This window comes from Pseudomonas sp. P4_D7, assembly GCF_056401755.1.
The window spans coordinates 73,957-88,284 of the sequence record NZ_JBFUIR010000004.1 but is presented as its reverse complement, the minus strand read 5'-3'; the positions used below and the strand labels follow the sequence as shown (position 1 = coordinate 88,284).

Sequence of the window (14,328 nt, the reverse complement as noted above, 5' to 3'; positions counted from 1 at the left end):
TCCCTGCTCACGCGTTGACATTAGAATCTGCGGGCAAATCTGCTGCGATGAGCGAGAAAAAAGGCGCCAAATTGGCGCCTTTACGTTATTAAGCGACTTTGATCACAACCTTTCCAAATGCTCCCCTCGCGAGATGCTCGTAAGCTTCTCGTGCTGTCTCGAATGGATAAACCTGATCGATCACGGGACGGATCTTGTGCTCGTTGAGCCCTGGCATTTTTCGGTGAAAGGTCAGGATCGATCCTTTGTGCCTGACGCTGGCATCACCGTCACCGAGTCGAATGCGTACGTTCAGTGTGGCGTGTCGGGCTTCGGAATAATTCAGGCACCCGGGATCGCCGTGGCCAAGCATTTGGAAAGTCGCGGTTTGGTGGAAATTCTAAAGCCTTATCGGCCAGCCCCTCGCCCGGTGTCGTTGCTATACCCGAGCCGGACTCATCTGGCGCCCCAGGTTCAAGCCTTTATCGAGTGGCTGCAAGAGCGATTTCCGCAGCTTCATTCTGACTGGCTGGAACTCTAGCGATCGAGCTGTGTAAACGGTGGTTAAGGGGCGGAACCGGTCCTTCGCGAACGTCGGTTCTTACCCAATTCACATAACACCCTTATGTAACCCGAAAACACGCCGATACCGTGCTGCAGCAAGGAAGCACCGCAGCAGCACTTACTTCATGGACGGCAGGAACCCGATCAATGTTGGAACACCTCTGGCGCAGCATCCATTCCCCGGACTACTTGCCCAACGTACTGGACTGGATGCTCCATATTCTCCTCAGCCCGTTCATGGTGATCATGTGCCTGATGGTCGGGGCGCTGGCCGGCAAATGGTGGAGAGCACTGCCCTACGGCAGTCTGACTTGTTATGTGGTCTTTCTGAGCCGGTCTTCTTTCTATCGCTGGGAAAGCATTTTCCCCCTAGCCGGCCTGCCTGCGCTGGCGATAGATGGCGCACTGCTTGCGCTGCTTGGTTTTTATTTGAAAGGCCTACTCAGAGCCCGCGCAGACGCAAAACCCGAAGGCCATTGGCTGCGCAGGCTTTATCAAGGCCTTAAGGTCGTCATGCTGACAGTCATGGTGTTGTTCTGGGGGCTCGTCGTGCTGTTTGTCGTGGTCTTCACTGTCTCGGTCGCGACCCAACCGTCATTGGTGCACTGAGCAGCTTCCTGCGTGATCAGACAAATCGGGACTCAGGAGCGCCGGAAACAGCGCTCGAATGAGCTGTCGGTTCGACAAGATGCACTTCCGTGGCATTGCGCCCCGCCAGCCAGGCCAGCACTGAGGCGACAACCAAGACAGCGGCGCTAAGCTCGAATGTGGCTTTGTAACCACTCAGATCGAAGGCCAGACCTCCAATGATTGCGCCTCCTGCGATCGCCAGTTGAACAATCGCCACGAGCAAGCCGCCTCCGGCTTCCGCATCATCCGGAAGCGTCTGCGCCAACCATGTCCACCAGCCAACCGGCGCGGCCGTCGCAACCAGTCCCCAGAGTCCGAGCAACATCGCGGTGAGTACCGGTGATTTGCCGAAGCTGACCAACGCCAGCGCGATGGCCGCCATGATCAGCGGGATGATGGTCAACGTGCGGTAGAGGCCGCGACCCATAAACCTTTCAATCAGAAAGGTGCCGATAAAACCGGCCAGTCCCAGCCCCAGCAACATCAAGGACAACGTAGAAACGCTGACGCCCGTCACGCCTTCAAGAAAGGGCCGCAGATAGGTGAACAGCATGAACTGGCCCATGAAAAAGACGCTGACGGCGACCATGCCCAAGGCCACTGGCAATTGCTTCATCAGCCGCAGGACGTTGCCGCTACCGGCCTGGCGCTCGGCCTTGAACGACGGAAGGCTGATCAGCAGCCACACGGCGGCCAGCACTGCGACCGGAACCACACAGAAGAATGCGCCGCGCCAGCCGATCAGCGAGCCAAGAAAGCTCCCCGCCGGAGCGGCTATCACCGTGGCCAAGGCGTTACCGCCATTGACGATGGCCAGCGCTCGCGAAACCTGTTCAGGCTTCACCAGACGCATTGCGGTCGCCGCCGACAATGACCAGAAACCACCAATCGCGATCCCGATCAGCGCACGTCCGAACATGAATGACGGGTAGCCCGGCGCGACCGCGACGACCGTGCCGGAGACGATCATCAGCAAGGTCAGGCCCAGCAGCAGCTTCTTGCGTTCGACGCGCGCGGCGACCGAGGCAATCAACAGACTGGTGATCAAGGCAAAGGCACCGGACACGGAAATCCCTTGCCCGGCCTGGCCTTCGGTGATGTGCAGGTCGGCCGCAATCGGCGTCAGCAGGCTGACCGGCATGAACTCTGAAGCGACCAAAGCGAATGCGGCCAGCGACATGGCCAGCACGGCGCTCCAGCCGCCTGTTCTTTTAGAAGGATCTGTAGAAGGAAACGTCATGGGAACTACCTGTGGTGCAAAAAAACGTGTGGATGTGATGCGCAGGGGCAAGCAGTTAATCGCCCTTGCGGGCACTGCCCCTGTAACAGATAGACACATTCTCCCGGTCAATCCGGCCCTTCCCTAGCGCATTCCTCTTGAATGCTTGCCTGATCCTCTGGGGATGCAGGGTGATGGATAGGAAACGTCTCGCGCGCGGATTAGAGTTCGGTCAACAGGAGTGACCCGACATGATCCCAACCCCTCTGCCCGAGGAATCGCCTTTGGCATTGCACATTGACCCGCGTGTGAGCGCGCCGGGTGACTTCGCCACAGCCATACCCGGGCTGTCGCTGTTTCGTCGCGACCAGCCAGCGCCGCCCGTGGTGTGCATGATCGAACCCAGCCTGATTCTCGTCGGTCGCGGCGAAAAGCGCTTGTGGGTCGGTGGTGAGGGCTACAGCTATGACCCTTCACGGTTTCTGGTGACGTCGCTGGACCTGCCCGCCAACTCCGAAGTGATGCTCGCCAGTCCCCAACAGCCTTGTGTCGGCCTCGTGCTGAAACTGGATGTGAGCATGCTCGCCGAAGTCATCACCAAGAGCGGCTTGCCGGCCAAGCGCCAGCCAGCAACGGGCACGGGCGCCGCGATTGGCAGCCTGTCGTCCGCGCTGGAGGGCGCACTTGATCGCCTGCTGGCATTGCTCGATGAACCCGAGGCGATCCCGGTGCTGGCGCCGCTGATTCTGCGCGAAATCCACTATCGCTTGCTGCACACCGACCAAGGTGCGCGGCTGCGGCAGATCACGGCCGTCGATGGCCAGGGTTACCGCATCGCCAAGGCCATCGACTGGCTCAAGCTCAACTACGCAGATGCATTGCGCATCGACGATCTGGCCGCGCGGGTGCAGATGAGCGCGCCGACCTTTCACCATCATTTCCGCCAGCTCACCGGCATGAGTCCGCTGCAGTACCAGAAATGGCTGCGGCTCAACGAGGCCCGCCGTCTGATGCTGGTAGAACGCCTGGACGTTTCGCGGGCGGCGTTTGCGGTCGGCTATGAAAGTCCGTCGCAGTTCAGCCGCGAATATGCCCGGCTGTTCGGCACCGCGCCGAGTCGTGACATCGCCCTTTTGCGCGGGCAGCCATTCGAGGCAGAAGCGCTCGGCACAGTCGCGAATTGAACGAACACCGGTGATGCGCCTCGCCGCGTGTCACCGCTCATAACAATGCACGTCAACCGATGATCAGCGGGTGAATCATGGAACTACGAATCAACCAGAAGACCTATCAGGTCGATGCCGACGCCGATACGCCCTTGCTGTGGGTGATCCGCGATGATCTGGGCATGACCGGGACCAAGTACGGCTGCGGACTGGCGCAATGTGGCGCCTGCTCGGTGCTGGTGGATGGCAACGTCGTGCGCTCGTGYGTCACGCCAGTGGCGGGTGTGGTCGGCCGCGAGGTCACCACGATTGAGGCGATCGAAAGCGATGAGGTGGGCAAACGAGTGGTCTCGACCTGGGTCGATCTGCAGGTCGCGCAGTGCGGCTACTGCCAGTCCGGGCAGGTGATGGCCGCCACTGCGCTGCTCAAACAAAACCCTAAACCGAGTGATGCGCAGATCGAAGCGGCGATGGTCAATCTGTGCCGCTGCGGTACTTACAACGCGATTCATGCCGCCGTGCATGAACTGGCCGGCAAGGGAGACGCGTGATGAACGTTCGTATCGACCCTTCACAGCAAGCCTCGGTACTGGATCTGCACGAACCGATCAATGTTTCGCGTAGACGTTTTCTCACCGGTACCGCCGTCGGCGCACTGGTGCTCGGCTTCGGCCTGCCGCTGGGTGCGACGCGCGTGCAAGCTGCCGTGGCAACGGCGACGGCTGAGCGCGGCACGCAGGTGCCGGCGTTTCTCGAGATTCGTCCGGACAACCGCGTGCGTCTGCTCTGCCCGTTCATGGAAGGCGGGCAAGGCACGTTTACCGCGATGGCGCAAATTGTCGGTGAAGAGCTGGATGCCGATCCGTCGACCTTTCTGGTCGAGGCCGCCCCGCCCGGCGAAGCCTATGTGGTGTTAGAAAACGGCATGCGCATCACTGGCGGCAGCATGTCGGTGCGCATGAGTTACCCGGTGATGCGCCGCCTCGGCGCCCTTGCCCGCGCCATGTTATTGCAGGCGGGCGCGCAGCAACTTGGCGTACCAGTGAGCGAGTTGAGCACCGAGCCAGGCAAAGTCGTGCATGCCAAGTCGGGCCGCTCGCTGGCTTACGGTGAACTGGCCGAGCGCGCGATGGATCTGCCGGTTCCCGATCCGGCCTCCGTGAAGCTGCGTGATCCGAGCCAGTTCCGCTGGATCGGCAAACCGGTGAAGCGCCTCGATGCTTACGACAAGTCCACCGGCAAGGCGCTGTACAGCATCGATCTGAAGGTCGACGACATGCTCCATGCCGCCGTGCAACATGCCCCGCGCCTGGGCATGACCGTGGGCAACCTGCGCAACGAAGAGCAGGTCAAGGCGATGAAAGGCGTGCATTCCGTGCATCGTCTGCCGGGTGCCGTGGCGGTGGTCGCCGAGCGCTGGTGGCACGCCAAACGTGCCGTCGAGGCGATTCAGGTTGACTGGCAAGAGCCAACGGCCGACAGCAAAGTGCGGCCGATGCCCGCTGACTTTTCCAGCGATGCCTGGTTCAAGCGCCTCGCTGAAGATAAAAGCCCGGCCAAAGATGATGAAAACGAAGGCGACGTGGCGGCGATTCTCAAGGAGACCAAGACCCGGATTGACGCCACTTACCACAACCAATACCTGAACCACGGCCAGTTGGAGCCGCCTTCGGCACTGGCCCGATTCAACCCGGACGGTTCGCTGGAAGTCTGGTTGCCGAATCAGGCGCCGGACATGTTCCGCGCCGACATTGCCAAACGCACAGGGCTGGATCCGTCGCGCATCACCTTACATTCGCCGCTGCTGGGTGGCTTCTTCGGTCGGCATTTTCTCTACGATTCGGCCAGTCCCTATCCGCAGGCGATCGCGCTGGCGAAAGCGGTTGGCCGTCCGGTCAAACTGATCTGGAGTCGCGAGGAAGAATTTCTGCGTGACGTGCTCCGTCCCGTTGCTGCGGTGAATTTCCGTGCCGCACTGGACAGCGACGGCTGGCCGCTGGCAATCGAAGCGATCAGTGCCACCGAAGGCCCGACCGAAGCGCTCGCTGGCAAACAGGGTGAAAAACTCGACCCCACAGCGCTTGAAGGGTTGTCAGGCAAAACCTATGCGATCCCCAACAAACGCATCGCGCAGATCTACGTCAAAGGCCCGGCGATGCTCGGTTACTGGCGTTCGGTGGGCAACTCGCTGAACGACTTCTTCTATGAATCGTTCCTCGATGAACTGGCCGACAAGGGCGGCAAGGATCCGTTTGATCTGCGCCTGCATCTGTTACGCGACAACAAACGCCTGACCACTCTGCTGCAAGCGGTGGGTGAACTGTCCGGAGGCTGGAAGCGCGGCCCGTTTACCGCCGAGGATGGCAGCAAACGTGCGCGCGGCGTGGCCATGGCTTCGCCGTTCGGTACGGAGACGGCGGTGATCGCCGAGGTGTCCATCGAGAACGGCCAAGTCAAGGTGCACGACATCTGGCAGGCGATCGATCCGGGCAGCATCGTCAACCCGGCGATTGTCGAAGCGCAGGTCAATGGCGCCGTGGCGCTGGGGCTGTCGCAAACCCTGGTGGAAGAAGCCGTGTGGATTGATGGCAAACCCCGGGCGCGCAATTACGACTTGTATCCGATCCTGCCGCCTGCGCGGATGGCCCGGGTTCACGTGCGGGTGGTCGAGAGTGGAGAAAAAATGGGTGGCATCGGTGAACCGCCGCTCCCTGCGGTCGCGCCCGCCGTCGCTAACGCGGTGGCAAGGCTAACCGGTCAGCGGGTGCGCAGCCTGCCCATGAGCCGACACACCTTCACTTGATCAGCGCCGGAGCGTCCATGAATAACAGCCGATTCGCAAGAACCGCTGGCTGGCTGGCAGTGCCGTGCCTGGTCGCGGCAGGCCTGCTGGCCTGGTATGTCACCCGCGAGCCTGTCTCGCGCCTGGAAAACCATCAGATCGCCGTGGCCGACATCGACCCGGCACTGGTCGCCCGTGGCGAATACGTCGCCCGGCTCAGCGATTGCGTGGCCTGCCACAGCGTGCCGGGCGGCGCGCCGTTCGCTGGCGGTCTGGAAATGGCCACACCGCTGGGCTCAATCCATGCGACCAATATCACCCCGGACACGGAAACCGGCATCGGCCACTACAGCCTGGCAGACTTCGACCGGGCGGTGCGCCACGGCGTGGCGCCCGACAGTCGCCGTCTGTACCCGGCGATGCCCTACCCGTCCTACGCCAAGCTCAGTGATGACGATGTGCGTGCGCTGTATGCGTTCTTCATGAAAGGCGTGGCGCCCGTGAAACAGGCGAACATCCCCAGCGCGATTCCGTTTCCGCTGAACCTGCGCTGGCCGATTGCGCTGTGGAATGGCGTGTTTGTCGACGCCGAGCCTTATGCGGCCAAACCTTCGCAGGATGAACAGTGGAACCGTGGCGCTTACCTCGTTCAAGGCGCYGGACATTGCGGCAGTTGCCACACGCCGCGCGGTTTGGCGTTCAACGAGAAGGCACTGGATGAGGCCGGCAAGCCGTATCTCGCTGGTGCGTTGCTCGATGGCTGGTACGCACCGAGCCTGCGTGATGATCACAACACTGGGCTGGGCCGCTGGAGCGAACCGGAGATCGTACAGTTCCTCAAAACCGGTCGCAACAAACATGCGGTGGTCTACGGCTCGATGACCGAAGCATTCAACAACTCCACGCAGTTCATGAGCGATGACGATCTGACCGCGATTGCCCACTACCTGAAGTCGCTTCCCGGGGATCGCGAACGAGATGGCGCGCCGTGGCAGTATCAAGCGGTTTCGGCGGCGGAGCGCCTGGACTCGCCCGGTGCTCATACCTACGTGACGCGTTGTGCTTCCTGCCATGGTCTGGACGGCAAGGGCCAGTCCGAATGGATGCCGCCGCTGGCCGGCGCGACTTCTGCACTGGCCAAGGAAAGCGCCTCGGCGATCAACATCACCCTGAATGGTTCGCAACGCGTGGTGGCGGCCGGCGTGCCGGACGCCTATCGCATGCCGGCCTTCCGTGAGCAGCTGTCGGATCAGCAGATCGCCGAAGTGCTGACCTTCATGCGCAGCACCTGGGGCAACCAAAGCACTGCGATTGATGCGCAGACGGTGGGCAAACTGCGTGAACACACCGATCCGGCCAGCAGCAGCCCGATCATTCTGCAGATGCGCTAAGAGGAGACACTGATGGAAAGCATCGACTTGCTGGTCCTGCGCACAGCGCGGGACTGGCTTGCCGCAGGCGAGCGTGTGTTGCTCGCCACGGTGGCGCGCACCTGGGGCTCTTCACCGCGTCCGACCGGTTCGATGATGGCTTTGCGTGACGATGGTCGCGTGGTGGGCAGCGTGTCCGGTGGCTGCATCGAAGACGATTTGATCCATCGCTATACCACGGCCCATGGCGGCAGCGCTTTTAGCGACAGCGCGCCGCAAGTGGTGCGCTATGGCGTCAGCGCCGATGAGGCGCATCGCTTTGGCTTGCCGTGCGGTGGCACGCTTGAACTGATCCTTGAGTTCAACCCGGCGTGGCAGTCGCTCGATGAACTGCTGACGCAACTGGACGCCGGGCAACTGGTTCGCCGTCGCCTGGCGTTGGAGTCCGGTGAGGTGATGCTCGAACCGACTGCCAGGCCGGAACAGTTCAGCTTCGATGGCGTGCAGATGCTCAACACCTTGGGGCCGGGCTATCGAATGCTGATGATCGGTGCCGGCGCGCTGGCCGAATATCTAGCCACCATGGCTTTGTTCAACGGTTTCAAGGTGGCAGTTTGCGATCCGCGTCCCGAGTACATCGAGACTTGGGCGGTAGACGGTGTGGAGCGCATTGTCGGCATGCCGGACGACGTGGTCCGCGACTTCGCGGTCGATCTGCGCACCTGCATCGTCGCCTTGAGTCATGACCCCAAACTCGACGATCTGGCCTTGCTCGAAGCGCTCCACGGCCCGGCGTTCTATATCGGCGCCATCGGCTCGCGGCGCAACAGCCAGCTGCGTCGCGAACGCCTGATCGAGCATTTTGGCGAGACCGAGGCGTCACTTGAGCGGCTGCACGGGCCGATCGGTCTGTACATTGGCAGCAAGACGCCTGCGGAAATCGCCGTCAGCGTGATGGCCGAGATTCTTGCGGCGAAGAATGGCGCCCAGCTGCCGCAAGCGTTTTCCATCGTCAGGGCCAAAGCGCTCGCCGAATGAGCCGCGCTGCTACTCTGCGACGGCGTTTTCGGTCGGCAACGAAGCGAGCATTTCTGCGCGGCATACCTCAAGAATCTCGTCTGCCAGCGCGGAATCATCCGGGCAGGCACGCGACAGGATAATCGCGCCGACGGCCCGCGACAGCAGGTCAATCATCTTCTTGCGCCCCTCACCCACCTCGGCATCCGGCGCTGTCGGGTATTTCTCGCCCAGGGTTTGCAGGGTGTGCTCAATGCCCTCGGCAAACGTCGCTTTCACCTCATCCGACTGACGCGCCGCGTCGCCGCCCAACGCGGCCATGGTGCAACCGTCGCTGCGTCCGTCGCGATGTTCTCTGTTCACATAGACGTTGATAAAGCCCGGAACATCCAGCGCTTGGGCGCCAGTCAGCGATTTGGCCAGACTGCACGCCGAAGCTTCGGCCATCAGGTCGGCTTTCGACCCGAAGTGTTTATAGAAACCACCATGGGTGAAACCGGCGGCCGCCATGAGGTCCGCCACGCCGACGCCGTCAAAACCGCGCTCGCGGAACAGCTCTGAGGCGGTTTCAACGATGTGCTCTCGATTGGCCTGCGCCTGGGCCTTGGTCACTCTCACGTGCAATACCTCGTGTTTCCGGGGAAATCCTGCGTCCGATGATACATAGATGTTGGCCATAATCAAAACCGTTGACAGTTTAGATTTAGATCATCATCCTAATTGCTCGCAACAACGATCTTCATCAACGGGCACGGAACAACATCAATCGTCGCTGACTGAATCAAGCATCAGCGCAAGCTAAGCGCGTTCTGTTTCTCACACCCTCAAAGAGAGATAAACCATGAGCACTCGCCCTACTGTTCTGATCACTGGCGCCTCCACCGGCATCGGCGCGGTCTACGCCGAACGCTTTGCGCAACGCGGCCACGACCTGGTACTGATCGCCCGCGATCAGGCGCGCCTGGATGCACTGGCTGCGCGCTTGCGCAGCGAACACGACGTCGCCGTCGATGTGATCCCGGCGGACCTGACCCAACCGGGCGATCTGACCACCGTTGAAAACCGCCTGCGCGACGATGCCCGCATCGGCGTCCTCGTCAATAACGCCGGCGCGGCGCTGTCCGGCCATTTCGTCGAGCAAAGCACCGATAAAGTGGCGCAACTGGTCGCCCTCAACACCACCGCACTGGTGCGGCTTGCCAGCGCCATCGCTCCACGCCTGGCGAAGGCCGGTGACGGTGCGATCATCAACATCGGTTCGGTGGTGGGCCTCGCACCGGAGTTCGGCATGACGGTCTACGGCGCGACCAAGGCTTTTGTGCTGTTCCTGTCTCAGGGTCTGAGCCTGGAACTGTCGCCTCAGGGCGTCTACGTGCAGGCCGTGTTGCCGGCCGCCACACGCACGGAGATCTGGGATCGCTCCGGCGTCGACATCAACACCTTAAGCGAAATCATGGAGGTGGGTGATCTGGTGGATGCTGCGCTCGTCGGCTTCGATCGTCGCGAACCAGTGACCATTCCGCCGCTGCACGAAGCAGAGCGCTGGGATGCCCTGCAGGGCGCACGGCTGGGCCTGATCGGGCAAATCCGCCAATCTGAGGTTGCCCAGCGCTACCAGACGCCAGAGTGATCTTCAGCTAGCGAGCATGCTCGGCGCATTCGATGCAGTCACAAGGCGCTGCATCGAATCCGCAACGCACCGACTACCATCCGTACACCGACAAGAGCCGCCCTCCGATGAAAGCATTTTTGATTGATCGCTATGGCAAGCACACCGGGCGCATGGGCGAAGCGCCCGTCCCGGCAATCGGTCCTCACGACGTCTTGATCGAGGTCCATGCCAGCAGCGTCAACGTACTGGACTCGAAGATCAGCACCGGCGAATTCAAGTTGATCCTGCCCTACGCGTTTCCATTGATTCTGGGCAACGATCTGGCAGGCGTGGTGACTAAAGTCGGCACGCAAGTGACACGCTTCAAACCGGGAGACGAGGTGTACGCCCGCCCACCGGAAACACGAATCGGTACCTTCGCCGAGTTGATCGCCGTGAACGAAAACGCGATTGCCCTGAAACCGGCCAATACCAGCATGGCACAGGCGGCTTCCCTGCCCTTGGTGGCACTGACTGCCTGGCAAGTGCTGGTCGACACCGCCCAGCTGAAAAAAGGCCAGAAAGTACTGATTCACGCCGGCTCCGGTGGCGTCGGCACCGTCGCCATTCAGCTTGCCAAACACCTCGGTGCCGTTGTCGCCACAACCACCAGCACCGCGAATGTCGAATGGGTCAAGGCGTTGGGGGCTGACGTGGTGATCGACTACAAACAGCAGAACTTCGACAGTGTCCTGCACGACTACGACGTGGTGTTGAACAGCCTCGGCGCCGATGTCCTGGAGAAATCACTCAAGGTGCTCAAGCCCGGTGGCCAGCTGATTTCCATCTCTGGGCCACCCACCGCGCAATTCGCACAGGAGCAAGGTTTGTCCTGGCCCTTGCAGCAGGTCATGCGCTTGCTGAGCTTCGCCATTCGGCGCAAGGCCCGCAAGCGTGACGTCAATTACGCGTTCGTGTTCATGCGCGCCAACGGCGTCCAACTGCAACAAATCAGCTCGCTGGTTGAGGCAGGCATCATCAAACCGGTGATTGATCGAACGTTCCCCTTTGAATCAACGGCCGAGGCGTTGAGTTACGTCGAGCAGGGCCGCGCGAAGGGCAAGGTCGTCGTTTTGATCAAGTGATGATTCCGGCTATTGCTGAATTATCCGTAGAAACCAGCTCACTGCGTTCTTCGACAGGTCATAGAACCCCTCCCGGCAAGAAGGGTCTGCTCTCTTATAACCTCTCAGGAATCCCCCCATGTCCGCGCAACGCAACCTTGTCCTCCTCGCTCGGGGAGGCTATGCCGCCCGAGGAATGCTTTATCTGATCATCGGTATCTTTGCGTTGCTGGCAGCCCAGGATTCGACTAAACCGAAGGACAGCCACAAGAGTCTGGAAGCCTTGTTAGGCCAGCCATTCGGCTATTTCTTGGTTGGACTTGTCGTGGCGGGACTGCTCGCATTTGCCGCTTGGCGTGTCCTGCAGGCAACGCGTGATGTCGATCATCACGGCACAAATCTCAAAGGTCTGGTGATTCGCACAGGGCTGTTTGTGGGCGGTCTGGTCAACGGTGCTCTGGCGTTCTTTGCGTTGGGCCTGCTCATCAGCGGGATTAAAAGCTCGGGCAATTCCGCAGGACAAACCCAAGACTGGCTGGCGCATCTTCTGTCCTGGGAACATTCGAACTGGCTGGTGTACCTGATCGCCCTCGTGCCGCTCGGTGTAGGCATTGCTCACATCATCAAGGGCTGGAAAGCGTCGTTCGAGAAGTATTTCGAGGCCGACGAAGAGGTCATGCGCTACGTCCGCCCGGTCTCGCGGTTTGGTCTGATCGCGCGCGGCGTCGTGTTTATCGAGATCGCATTGCTGCTGGCAATCAGCGGCTCTACCTATCAAGCCATGGACCCACCGGGCATGAAGGAAGCGCTCGATGCACTGCAGAATTTACCCGCTGGCTGGCTGATCTTGATGGTAATAGCCTTGGGGCTGATGGCGTTCTCGGTCTACAGTCTGTCGGAAGCTTGCTGGCGCAAGATCAATATGGATGTGCCAGGCGTATCGAGCACATAGCGTCTAACGTCTTTGGCGATGATCACCCGGGCGCTGCATCGGTGAGCGAACCTTTCCCCCGAAAACAACGTCCGAGCTAAAGCGTTAACGCTTACCGCTCGCCACGAGGTTTCCGTTTGAAAGCTGCCATCGTCAGAAAATACCGATTGATCATCAAAACGCTGGGCTACGTCGGCTGGGCCTTGTTCTGGCTGTTGCTCTGGGACATCGCTGTCACTGTCGACTTCATGTTGTTTCTCAACACCAAGCTGAATTTACCCCTCATGCCCCTGACTCTATTGGGTTCGGCGTTGATTGTGTTGATCAGTTTCCGCAACAGCAGCGCCTACAACCGCTGGTGGGAAGCACGGACGCTGTGGGGGGCGATGATCAACAACTCGCGCAGTTTCGCCCGGCAGGTGCTGACGTTGCTGGATGACGCTGACAACGAGGTCAATCCGGTCAAGTCGACTCTATTACGCCGCCACGTCGCCTATGTGAATTGCCTCGCAGCGCATCTGCAAGGCCAGCCTTGCCCTGAGGAAGTCCGCGCGTTCATTCCCGCCGAGGAGTTCGCCCGCAGCGGCACCACCAATAACTTTGCCAACGATATCCTCACCGGCTCGGCGACTTTGCTCGCGCGGGAATACAAGGCCGGGCGCCTGGACAGCATTCGCCTGGCGCGGTTGGAATCGACGCTGGTGGACCTGTCCAACAGCCAGGGTGGCATGGAGCGAATTGCCAATACGCCGCTGCCCTACCCTTATGTGTATTTTCCGCGGCTGTTTATTTCGCTGTTCTGCCTGATCGTACCGATCGGTCTGGTGGAATCGCTGGGCTGGTTCACGCCGCTGGCGTCGACCGTGGTGGGCTTTATGCTGCTGGCCATCGAGCGCATCGGCACCGACCTGCAAAGTCCGTTTCGCCACAGCGAGCATCAGATTCAGATGGAAGCGCTGTGCGAAACCATCGAGAAGAATCTGCAGTCGATGCAGCGTGACTCCCTGGGTGACGTGCGCAGGCTTGCAGAGAACGTTTGAGGTGCAGCAATCGGGAACCGTCAGGATGTCTGACGGTTTCCAAATCAATCAGAACGCCGCACAACATCGCTTGTTATCGCGCCGCGCTCCTGCTTCTGCCGTAGCGCTCACTGTCATCCCCCCTTCCCGCTCCTCGCGCCACCTCACATTTTCCGATGTGAGGTTTTCGCATCTGCATAAAAAAGATTGCCGATTCATTGTCAGGTGATTTTTTTCAGCCTATCTTCAATAAAACCTATACAAAGCACTTCGTTGCGTACAACTCTTTCGCTATGGATTGGCCCCACGCACAGCACTGCCGCGAGCACCTTGAATGAACCCACTATTAGCCAGCCATTACCGTGAAATTCTCGTCGGCGTCGGTGAAAACCCCGAGCGCGAAGGACTGTTGGACACACCCCAGCGCGCCGCCAAAGCGATGCAGTACCTGTGTAATGGCTACACGATGAGCCTGGAAGACGTCACCAACGGTGCCCTGTTCGAGTCGCAGAGCGATGAAATGGTGATCGTCAGCGACATCGAGCTGTATTCCTTGTGCGAGCACCACATGCTGCCCTTTATCGGCAAGGCACATGTCGCGTACATCCCCACCGGCCGGGTGCTGGGGCTGTCGAAGGTCGCGCGGGTGGTAGACATGTTCGCGCGGCGCCTGCAGATCCAGGAAAACCTCACGCGGCAGATCGCCGATGCCATTCAGCAAATCACCGATGCCGCCGGTGTCGCGGTGGTCATTGAAGCCCGGCACATGTGCATGATGATGCGCGGCGTTGAGAAGCAGAATTCGGTCATGACCTCCTCCGTGATGCTGGGTGCTTTTCGGGACAGTTCGACGACACGGCAGGAATTCCTGCAACTGATCGGGCGGCGATAAAGCTATACAGGAGACAGTCACTGTACAAGCCGCCAGTTCGAATC

Annotated in this window: 13 protein-coding genes and 2 pseudogenes; 12 read left to right on the top strand and 3 right to left on the bottom strand. The window is 60.4% G+C overall.

All coding sequences use genetic code 11. The features are described from left to right. Positions 1–88 precede the first annotated feature (88 nt). A pseudogene (locus AC1DVF_RS05060) lies at positions 89–214 on the bottom strand (zinc-binding dehydrogenase); the annotation flags it as partial. On the opposite strand from AC1DVF_RS05060, the pseudogene AC1DVF_RS05055 reads away from it, so the two are divergent. Then, a pseudogene (locus AC1DVF_RS05055) lies at positions 209–520 on the top strand (LysR substrate-binding domain-containing protein); the annotation flags it as partial. The pseudogenes AC1DVF_RS05060 and AC1DVF_RS05055 overlap by 6 nt on opposite strands. A gap of 170 nt (positions 521–690) precedes the next feature. Then, positions 691–1,152, top strand: a complete 462-nt coding sequence (locus AC1DVF_RS05050) for a hypothetical protein (RefSeq protein WP_477782150.1) — start codon at positions 691–693, stop codon at positions 1,150–1,152. A gap of 16 nt (positions 1,153–1,168) precedes the next feature. On the opposite strand, the gene AC1DVF_RS05045 is transcribed toward AC1DVF_RS05050, so the two are convergent. Then, positions 1,169–2,413 carry an MFS transporter gene (locus tag AC1DVF_RS05045; protein WP_093431704.1) on the bottom strand — a complete coding sequence of 415 codons (1,245 nt, stop codon included), beginning with the start codon at positions 2,411–2,413 and terminating at the stop codon, positions 1,169–1,171. A gap of 230 nt (positions 2,414–2,643) precedes the next feature. Between AC1DVF_RS05045 and AC1DVF_RS05040 the strand changes: the two genes are divergently transcribed. The 5 genes from AC1DVF_RS05040 (at position 2,644) to AC1DVF_RS05020 (ending at position 8,748) form a co-directional block, all read left to right on the top strand. Then, a complete protein-coding gene (locus tag AC1DVF_RS05040) occupies positions 2,644–3,576 on the top strand; it encodes an AraC family transcriptional regulator (protein ID WP_477782149.1) in 933 nt (310 codons plus the stop codon). Between the two features lie 77 nt (positions 3,577–3,653). Then, a complete protein-coding gene (locus AC1DVF_RS05035) occupies positions 3,654–4,109 on the top strand; it encodes a (2Fe-2S)-binding protein (protein WP_064118102.1) in 456 nt (151 codons plus the stop codon). Further along, positions 4,109–6,361, top strand: coding sequence for a xanthine dehydrogenase family protein molybdopterin-binding subunit (locus tag AC1DVF_RS05030; protein ID WP_477782148.1), 2,253 nt, complete (start codon positions 4,109–4,111; stop codon positions 6,359–6,361). The genes AC1DVF_RS05035 and AC1DVF_RS05030 overlap by 1 nt, the downstream gene beginning before the upstream one ends. A 17-nt stretch (positions 6,362–6,378) precedes the next feature. Continuing rightward, a complete protein-coding gene (locus tag AC1DVF_RS05025) occupies positions 6,379–7,731 on the top strand; it encodes a c-type cytochrome (protein ID WP_477782147.1) in 1,353 nt (450 codons plus the stop codon). Between the two features lie 12 nt (positions 7,732–7,743). Next, complete coding sequence (locus AC1DVF_RS05020; protein WP_477782146.1) at positions 7,744–8,748, top strand: XdhC family protein; 1,005 nt, start codon at positions 7,744–7,746, stop codon at positions 8,746–8,748. 9 nt (positions 8,749–8,757) lie between these two features. Here the strand turns inward: AC1DVF_RS05020 and AC1DVF_RS05015 are convergent, their stop codons facing one another. Then, positions 8,758–9,345 (bottom strand): TetR/AcrR family transcriptional regulator, encoded by a 588-nt coding sequence (locus AC1DVF_RS05015; RefSeq protein ID WP_286079801.1) that lies wholly within the window; start codon positions 9,343–9,345, stop codon positions 8,758–8,760. A 223-nt stretch (positions 9,346–9,568) separates the two neighbouring features. Between AC1DVF_RS05015 and AC1DVF_RS05010 the strand changes: the two genes are divergently transcribed. The 5 genes from AC1DVF_RS05010 (at position 9,569) to folE (ending at position 14,284) form a co-directional block, all read left to right on the top strand. Beyond that, on the top strand, positions 9,569–10,357 hold the full coding sequence (locus AC1DVF_RS05010) for an SDR family NAD(P)-dependent oxidoreductase (RefSeq protein WP_477782145.1): 789 nt from the start codon (positions 9,569–9,571) through the stop codon (positions 10,355–10,357). 107 nt (positions 10,358–10,464) lie between these two features. Next, complete coding sequence (locus AC1DVF_RS05005) at positions 10,465–11,463, top strand: NADP-dependent oxidoreductase (protein WP_477782144.1); 999 nt, start codon at positions 10,465–10,467, stop codon at positions 11,461–11,463. 118 nt (positions 11,464–11,581) lie between these two features. Further along, positions 11,582–12,394 carry a DUF1206 domain-containing protein gene (locus tag AC1DVF_RS05000; protein ID WP_477782143.1) on the top strand — a complete coding sequence of 271 codons (813 nt, stop codon included), beginning with the start codon at positions 11,582–11,584 and terminating at the stop codon, positions 12,392–12,394. Between the two features lie 116 nt (positions 12,395–12,510). Further along, complete coding sequence (locus tag AC1DVF_RS04995; RefSeq protein ID WP_477782142.1) at positions 12,511–13,413, top strand: bestrophin family protein; 903 nt, start codon at positions 12,511–12,513, stop codon at positions 13,411–13,413. 313 nt (positions 13,414–13,726) lie between these two features. Beyond that, the gene (folE, locus tag AC1DVF_RS04990) at positions 13,727–14,284 is read left to right on the top strand and encodes a GTP cyclohydrolase I FolE (RefSeq protein ID WP_034154114.1); all 558 of its coding nucleotides are present in this window, start codon (positions 13,727–13,729) and stop codon (positions 14,282–14,284) included. Positions 14,285–14,328: the final 44 nt, after the last annotated feature.